Genomic DNA, 8,573 nt, shown 5'->3' with positions numbered 1-8,573 from the left:
TTATAACCCCGCGCTACCGATGGAAAGCAAGCTGCCCAACCGGGCCGCGATTTCCGTTTTCGGGCGTATAGCTCAGTTGGTTAGAGCGTTCCCTTCACACGGGAGAGGTCACAAGTTCGAATCTTGTTACGCCCACCATTTTTTCCATAAAACTTAAATCGTCATACCGTTCCCTGAACAGGGAAGCAGGCTGCATTTTCCTCTCTGGAGAATAAAAAAACCGGTCAGCAATTTCCTGCCGACCGGTCGGGAGTGCGCAATCAACGCTATCGCGTCTTGCGGGAGCTTTGGCCTAATGGCTGTCTTTCGGGATCGCCTTGCCGCGATGACCGACGAGGAAGTCGAAATCGGCCCCCTTGTCCGCGCCAATGACGCTTTTGTAATACAGCGATGCATAACCGCTTTCCGGTACCGGCACCGTCGATTTCCAATTATCAAGGCGCTTCTTAAGCTCCTCGTCACTGATATCGAGATGCAGTTTGCGGTTTGGCACATCCAGTTCAATCATGTCGCCATTCTGCACCACCGCCAACGGGCCGCCAGCAGCCGCTTCGGGGGAAGTATGCAGAACCACCGTGCCATATGCCGTGCCGCTCATGCGGGCATCGGAAATACGCACCATGTCGGTAATACCCTTGCGTAACACCTTGGGTGGCAGGCCCATATTGCCGACTTCCGCCATACCCGGATAGCCTTTCGGCCCGCAGTTTTTCAGAACCATGATGCAGTTTTCATCGATATCAAGGCTTTCGTCATAGATCTTGGCCTTGTAATCATCAATGTCCTCAAACACCACGGCACGACCACGATGGGTGAGCAAGGAAGCTGTTGCCGCCGACGGCTTCAACACCGCACCATTGGGCGCAAGGTTGCCTTTGACAACCGCGATGCCACCGCTTTGGGTCAGGGCCTTTTCGAACGGGCGAATGACATCGTCATTCCAGTTCTGAACATCCTTGACCTGATCCCACATGGTGTCGCCTGAAACGGTCAAAGCATCATTATGCAGCTTGCCCGCCTCACCCAGTGCCTTGATGACCACCGGTAAACCACCGGCATAGAAGAATTCCTCCATCAGGTATTTGCCCGATGGCTGCAGATTCACAATCGTCGGAATATCACGACCCAGACGGTCCCAATCATCAAGTGTCAGGTCGATGCCAACACGACCGGCAATGGCGAGCAAATGGATCACAGCATTGGTCGAACCACCAATCGCCCCATTGACCCGGATCGCATTTTCAAACGCTTCCTTGGTCATGACGTCGGATGGTTTTAGGTCGTCCTTGACCATCTGCACGATCCGGCGGCCGGTCACATGCGCCATCACGCGACGACGGCTATCCACGGCCGGAATCGCGGCATTGCCCGAAAGCGCCATGCCCAGTGCTTCGGCCATGCTGGCCATGGTGGATGCGGTGCCCATCGTGTTGCACGAACCGGGCGAACGCGACATGGCGATTTCGGCTTCAAGGAAATCCTCTGTACTGATCTTGCCGGCTTTGCGGTCTTCGGAAAGCTGCCAAAGCGACGTGCCCGAACCGATATCCTGACCGCGCCATTTACCGTTCAGCATCGGCCCGCCGGTAACCACAATCGCAGGGATATCAACACTTGCAGCCCCCATCAAAAGGGCTGGGGTGGTTTTATCGCAGCCCACCATCAGAACCACACCGTCAAGCGGCGTTCCGCGCAGCGCTTCCTCGACATCCATCGCGCACAAATTACGGAACATCATGGCGGTCGGGCGCAATGTGCTCTCGCCCGGCGAGAAAACCGGGAATTCAAGCGGTAAACCACCAGCTTCGTAAATACCGTGTTTGACGCGTTCCGCCAGATCGCGCAAATGCGCGTTGCAGGGCGTCAACTGCGACCAGGTATTGCAAATCCCGATCACCGGACGACCGTCAAACAGGTCCGATGGCAGGCCCTGGTTCTTCATCCAGCTGCGGTGATAGATATTGTCCTTGCTGGTTCCGCCGAACCAACCTTCCTGCGAACGCAGGACGCGGGGCCATGCTGCCGGTTTGAACTTCGTCATGCCCGTTCTCCTTTATGAGTTTTTATCGAGACGGGTCCGATTCCATATGGATGTGGCATTCCATATGGGGGACTTTGAACGGCACGACTGTGCAATTGCTTTATCCAAGCAACTGATCCTGTCAGAACCGTGCCGTTCCTCGTCTGCATGTTGCTACGCTTTGTTCTTGTTATAGACGTCAAAGATCACAGCCGCGAGCAGCACCAGACCCTTGATGACCTGCTGCCAGTCGATACCGACACCAATGATCGACATGCCGTTATTCATGACACCCATGATCAACGCGCCAACCACCGCACCGATCACCTTGCCAACCCCGCCCGACATCGATGCGCCACCGATAAACACGGCCGCAATCACATCAAGCTCGAACGCAAGACCGGCTTTCGGGGTTGCCGTATTCAAACGCGCGGCAAACACCAGACCGGCGAGCGCGGCCAGCATGCCCATATTGGCAAAGGTCAGGAAGGTCAGGCGTTTCGTATTGATGCCCGAAAGCTTGGCGGCTTTTTCATTCCCGCCCAGCGCATAGATACGGCGACCAAGCGTTGTGCTGTTGGTGATGAAGGTGAATATCGCAATCAGAAGCGCCATCACGATCAAAACGTTCGGCAACCCGCGATAGGTCGACAGAAGATAGGTGACATAAAGTATCGCGATACCGGCAATCGCATGTTTGGCGGCAAAGAACGCGATCGGCTCTTCGACTTCGGCGAACTTCGCCTGCTTGGCGCGTGCCCGCAGACCAAGGACCGGCAGGATCACCGCAATTGCAACGCCCAGAACCATCGAAAAGATGTTAAACCGGCCTTCGATCAAACCGGTAAAGAAATCGGGAAGAAAACCCGAAGACATCGCCTGGAAGCTGTCAGGGAACGGACCAACCGATGCCCCGCCCAGAAGCGCCAGCGTCAAACCTTTAAACACCAGCATACCGGCCAGCGTCACGATAAAGGACGGAATGCGCCAATAGGCAACCCAGTATCCTTGGGCGGCACCGATAATCGCACCGACGATCAGACAGGCCGGGATCACAATAATCGTCGGCAAATCCCAATGGACAATCATCACCGCAGCAAGCGCACCGATAAAGCCGACGACCGATCCAACCGAAAGATCGATATGGCCGCCGACAATCACCAGCAGCATGCCCACTGCCATGATGATAATATAGCTGTTCTGAAGGAACAGGTTGGTCAGGTTGACCGGTTTAAGCATCACGCCATCGGTCATCACCTGGAAGAAGGCCAGAATCGCGATCAGCGCGACCACCATGCCATATTCGCGCATATGCGTGCGCAGGTAATAACCCATCGATTTGCTACTAGAAGTATCCGTCATTGTCTGCTTCCTTACGCTTTCAGGATCATGCGCATGATTTTTTCCTGATCGGCATCATTTGCCGCCAGTTGCCCTTTGATCTCACCCTCGTTCATCACATAGATGCGATCGCACATGCCCAGAAGCTCCGGCATCTCCGACGAGATCATGATGACCCCCTTACCATCGGCTGCCAGCTGGTTGATAATCGTATAAATCTCGTATTTCGCACCAACATCAATGCCGCGCGTCGGTTCGTCCAGAATAAGGACCTCCGGCCCGGCAAACAGCCATTTCGCCAAAACGACTTTCTGCTGGTTACCCCCCGAAAGATTGACAGCCTTCTGTCCGACATTCGGGGTGCGGATATTGATTTTGTTGCGATATTCTTCGGCCACCTGACGTTCGGCCCCTTCATTGATGACGCCGTGTTCGGCAACACCGTCAAGATTGGCCAATGTGATATTGGTCGTGATGCTTTCTTCAAGCACCAGCCCCATTTCCTTGCGATCCTCTGTCACATAGGCAAGACCCGATGCAATCGCCTTTTCAACGGTCGACACATCGGCAGGTTTGCCATTGATCAGGACCTCGCCGCTGATATCCGCGCCATAGGCACGGCCAAAGATGCTCATGGCAAGTTCGGTACGCCCGGCCCCCATCAGACCGGCAATCCCGACAACCTCGCCTGCCGCCACATCGATACTGACATTTTTGACGACCTTGCGTTCGGGATGCAGCGGATGGGTCACATTCCAGTTGCGCACTTCCATCAGCTTGGTCGCGCCGATATTGGGTGTGCGGTCCGGATAACGATGCGCCATATCACGCCCGACCATATCCTTGACGATATCGTCTTCGGTAATTTTGCCGCCACGCGCATCAAGTGTCGAAATCGCCTTGCCATCGCGAATAACCGTGATGCGGTCAGCCACGCGATTGATTTCGTTCAGCTTGTGCGAAATCAGGATCGATGTGATCCCCTGCGCCTTGAATTCAAGCAACAGGTCCAAAAGTTTCTGGCTGTCATTTTCCTGCAAACTTGCCGTCGGCTCGTCAAGGATCAGAAGCTTGACCTTTTTCGAAAGCGCCTTGGCAATTTCAACAAGCTGCTGCTTGCCGACACCGATATTGGTGATCAGTTCGCTGGGTGTTTCGCGAAGCCCGACTTTTTTCAGAAGCTCGCTCGTGCGTGCAAAGGTCGCGGGCCAGTTAATCACACCGTTTTCGCAAATCTCGTTCCCCAGGAAGATGTTCTCGGCAATCGACAGCAACGGCACAAGAGCCAGTTCCTGATGAATGATGATAATGCCGCGTTCTTCGCTGTCGCGGATATCCTTGAATTCCTGCACATCCCCGTCATAAAGGATGTCACCTTCATAGGTGCCAATCGGGTAAACGCCGCTCAATACCTTCATCAGGGTCGATTTACCGGCCCCGTTTTCGCCGCAAAGGGCGTGGATTTCACCACGTTCCACTTTCAGGCTGACATCGTCCAGCGCCTTCACCCCCGGAAAGGTTTTGGTGATATTGCGCATTTCCAGGATGGTATCCATCCGGTCCTCCCACTGCCGATGCTTTCACAACGGCGCTATTCTCGCTCGCAGTCTTGTTTGACTGTTACCGTCAGTTTCAGACAGCACAGAAAAAGGCGGGCCAGCATTTCAGAGCGAGCCCGCCCTCTGTCACATTCAGATCAACGGATTACTGGACTTCGTCCTTGGTGTAGTAACCCGAACCCACCAGGATTTCTTCCCAGTTGGATTTATCAACCATAACCGGCTCCAGCAGGTAGGAAGGAACAACCTTCACACCGTTGTCATAGGTTTTGGTATCGTTGATGGTCGGCTTTTTACCGGCAAGAACACTGTCGACCATCGAAACGGTGACACGTGCAAGTTCACGGGTATCCTTGAAGATCGTGGAATACTGTTCACCAGCAAGGATCGATTTGACCGACGGCAGTTCTGCGTCCTGACCGCTAACAACCGGCATTTTCATGTCGCCGGAACCATAGCCAACGCCTTTAAGCGACGACAGTATGCCGATCGAAAGACCATCATAGGGCGACAGAACGCCATCAACCTGATCGTCGGTATAATAAGCCGACAGCAGGTTATCCATACGTGCCTGTGCAACCGCGCCATCCCAGCGAAGGGTACCGACCTTGTCCATGCCCATCTGGCCGGATTTGACAACAACCGTGCCTTCATCAATCAGCGGCTGCAGAACGGACATCGCACCGTTATAGAAGAAATAGGCGTTGTTATCATCCGGCGAACCACCGAACAGTTCAACATTATAGGGCGGCTCACCAGCCGCGGTCAGACCTTCAACCAGCGAGGTTGCCTGCTGAACGCCGACTTTGAAGTTATCGAAGGTCGAATAGTAATCAACATTGGCGGTGTCACGGATCAGGCGGTCATAGGCGAACACCTGAATACCGGCTGCCTTGGCATTTTCCAGCGCGTTCGAAAGCGTGGTGCCGTCGATTGCCGCGATCACAAGAACATCAACGCCTTTGACGATCATGTTTTCAATCTGGGAAAGCTGGTTGGGAATATCGTCTTCTGCATATTGCAGATCGGTTTTGTAACCGGCGTCTTCGAACTGCTTGACCATGGACTCGCCGTCCGAAATCCAGCGTGCCGAGGATTTGGTCGGCATCGCGATCCCGACATATCCTTTTTCATCGGCATGTGCATAGCTGCCGGAAATCATCGGGCTCATCATTGCGGCCGCGCCAAAGGCGACCCCTGCCATTACGGCACTGAGACGTTTCATATCTTTCCTCCCTAAAAGACACGGCCTTTACAGCCTTTTGCCCGACTTTCCAGGCAAAGCTGCCTGTATGTGCCGCGTCTTTGTTTTCGCTTGATAATGCATCCCGTTTTCCCGCGAGATGCGGCGCCATTATTCCGGGGCCAGACATAACAATCAAATAAGTATTTTCGAAACTTGCATATCAATAATGATATATTAAACTCGCCGGGAACGGAGGATCCCCATGACTGAGACCGCAAAAACATTACCGCTGAGTTCCGCAAAATCCCTGTTGTTTCGATCCGGCAATCTGTTTCAGCGCGGCCTGAAGCTTAGCCATCTGCGCATGATTGTCGCGATGGAAGAAACCGGGCAGATCAGCCAGGCCGCCGCCATGCTGCAAACATCGCAGCCCGCAGCATCACGTCTGTTATCAGAAATGGAAACCATTCTTGAAGCCCGGCTTTGTGTGCGCGGATCGCGCGGCATTGAAATGACCAATGCTGGACGCGCACTGGCGAGGCGCGCGCGCAGCATGCTGATTGAAATCCGCGAAGCCGAACGCGAGATCGAGGATATCAAGCATGGCGGCGGCACGGTTTTCATCGGCGCTGTGACCGCAGCAGCAGTTGATCTTGTCGTGCCGGCCATCCGCACGGTGCAGTCGATCAACGCCCTGCTTGAAGCACATGTGTCGGTCGGACCATCGCATCTGCTGATCAAGGATCTGCTGGCGGGGGATCATGATTTTGTCATCGGCCGCGTCCCCGAAGATATGGACCCTCGCCAATTCAACATCCGCGAAATCCGAAGCGAGAAAATCCGACTGATGGTTCGCGCCGGGCATCCTTTGCTTGCGGAAAACAAGCCTGTTTCACTGGCCCGTCTTGCCAAATTCGAATGGCTATTACCGCCACCAGGCAACCTGATGCGCCGCACCATCGAAGACGTGTTTATCTCGCGCCATCTGCCGCTGCCGCATTCCAGCCTGAATTCCGCGTCACTGCTGGTTACCCTTGCCACCCTGTCGGGCACGGATGCCATCGCACCGATGGCCGAGGAGGTCACATCGCTTTTAAGCATCGGGGGCATGATTGCCGAACTGCCGTTTGACGGAACGATTGAAATCAAACCCTACAGCCTGATTACCGCGCGCGGACACCGCCTGTCACCATCCGCGCAACTGGTTTCTGACCATATTCTTGCCCGTATCGAAAAGCCCGATGCCTGATTTCATGCCGGGGCCTGTCCTCTACCAAAAGCGAGTGGCGCGATGGCATGTCTTTCGCATAAAGTTCCGCACAAGCTTTCAACACAAAGACCAAACATTCCGCCGGACAGATAATGCAATTAATGCAATCAGCAACACTTGCCGTTTTGACACTGGGCTTGACCCATTTTGCCTTTGCCAGCACGGCACAGGAAAATCCTGTCGCGATACCGGAAACCGATCCCTATGTTCTGTTTGATCTGCGCGATAATTTCGTCTGGAACCTGACGCATTATCAGATCCTTGATCCCGACGAGACAATGGTGGAAACCCTGATCACAGAAGCAGATCAGGGTCAGATGGTTTTTGACATGGTCCTGCGCGATACGGTCCCGCCCTATTGCGAATTGCGGTTTGATCCGACGATTTGCGATGATCGTGGCTCCCCGGTCAACTGGTTCAGCGACCTGCCCCAGACCATCTGTATGGATATCCCGGCCAACGTTTCATTCAATCATGCAAAACAGCTCAAGGGCGCAAAGTTCCTGTGCCTTGAACCACGCGAAAAGCTGTTTCTGCCCGAAAGCTGGCAAAGCCAGCAGACCGGTGCTCAGACCTATTTATCGCAACGCATCGAACCTGGTGCGGTCACTGTACGCGATGATATCGCCACCATTGATATCCTTGTACTTGATGCCATAAACACCCCGCTTGCGACCCTGTCGCCCGAAGGATATGGCGATGCCAAAATCGGCATGACCGAGGATCAGGTCCGTACAGCCATGGTCGAGCCCATGACATCAACCCGCGAAGGGAGCGAAAATAACGCCTGTTATCACCTGCAATCGGCAGGCGGCCCGACCGGGCTTGGCTTTATGATGCTTGATGAAAAGCTGGCCCGGGTTTCGGTTTATGCCGATGAATATGATATCGCCACCAGCCTGATCCGAACCGGCCATAATATTCAGGTTGGCGATACCATTGATGATGTCCTTGCGGCCTATGGCGATAACCTGATCGATGAAGAACACGAATATGAAGGCCCAGATGGCCGTTACCTGACCTGGTGGGAAAATGATGCCAAAACATCGGGCATCCGCTTTGAAACCGGGCCGGATGGCACGGTAACCGCCATGCATGCAGGCACCGGTTCGATCACGCTGCTTGAAAGCTGCTATTAAAGCAGATCCCATCGGGCAATCTCTGTATTGACAGTCCTTGCGGTGCGGATTAATGCCC

General features: G+C 54.2%; 6 protein-coding genes and 1 tRNA gene. 3 read left to right on the top strand and 4 right to left on the bottom strand.

From position 1 onward, the window contains the following. Nucleotides 1–61 precede the first annotated feature (61 nt). A tRNA-Val gene (locus tag SMB34_RS13995) sits at nt 62–138 on the top strand. Between the two features lie 154 nt (nt 139–292). On the opposite strand, the gene araD is transcribed toward SMB34_RS13995, so the two are convergent. From araD to chvE, 4 genes are all read right to left on the bottom strand, one after another. Next, complete coding sequence (gene araD / locus SMB34_RS13990; RefSeq protein WP_007090392.1) at nt 293–2,041, bottom strand: L-arabinonate dehydratase; 1,749 nt, start codon at nt 2,039–2,041, stop codon at nt 293–295. A 153-nt stretch (nt 2,042–2,194) separates the two neighbouring features. Continuing rightward, nucleotides 2,195–3,382: a multiple monosaccharide ABC transporter permease gene (mmsB, locus tag SMB34_RS13985; RefSeq protein ID WP_037990935.1), complete on the bottom strand. Its 1,188-nt coding sequence runs from the start codon at nt 3,380–3,382 to the stop codon at nt 2,195–2,197. 11 nt (nt 3,383–3,393) lie between these two features. Next, nucleotides 3,394–4,917 (bottom strand): multiple monosaccharide ABC transporter ATP-binding protein, encoded by a 1,524-nt coding sequence (mmsA, locus tag SMB34_RS13980; RefSeq protein ID WP_037990934.1) that lies wholly within the window; start codon nt 4,915–4,917, stop codon nt 3,394–3,396. Between the two features lie 148 nt (nt 4,918–5,065). Next, on the bottom strand, nt 5,066–6,145 hold the full coding sequence (gene chvE, locus SMB34_RS13975) for a multiple monosaccharide ABC transporter substrate-binding protein (protein ID WP_007090395.1): 1,080 nt from the start codon (nt 6,143–6,145) through the stop codon (nt 5,066–5,068). A 223-nt stretch (nt 6,146–6,368) separates the two neighbouring features. On the opposite strand from chvE, the gene SMB34_RS13970 reads away from it, so the two are divergent. Both SMB34_RS13970 and SMB34_RS13965 read left to right on the top strand, forming a co-directional pair. Further along, the gene (locus SMB34_RS13970) at nt 6,369–7,355 is read left to right on the top strand and encodes a LysR family transcriptional regulator (RefSeq protein ID WP_037990933.1); all 987 of its coding nucleotides are present in this window, start codon (nt 6,369–6,371) and stop codon (nt 7,353–7,355) included. A gap of 122 nt (nt 7,356–7,477) precedes the next feature. Beyond that, a complete protein-coding gene (locus SMB34_RS13965; protein ID WP_037990931.1) occupies nt 7,478–8,515 on the top strand; it encodes an amidohydrolase family protein in 1,038 nt (345 codons plus the stop codon). Nucleotides 8,516–8,573: the final 58 nt, after the last annotated feature.

The sequence above is a fragment of the Thalassospira permensis NBRC 106175 genome, from assembly GCF_000714555.1.
Classification (GTDB): Bacteria; Pseudomonadota; Alphaproteobacteria; order Rhodospirillales; family Thalassospiraceae; genus Thalassospira; species Thalassospira xiamenensis.
The sequence above is the reverse complement of the archived record's forward strand: the minus strand, read 5'-3'. Positions and strand labels throughout refer to the sequence as shown.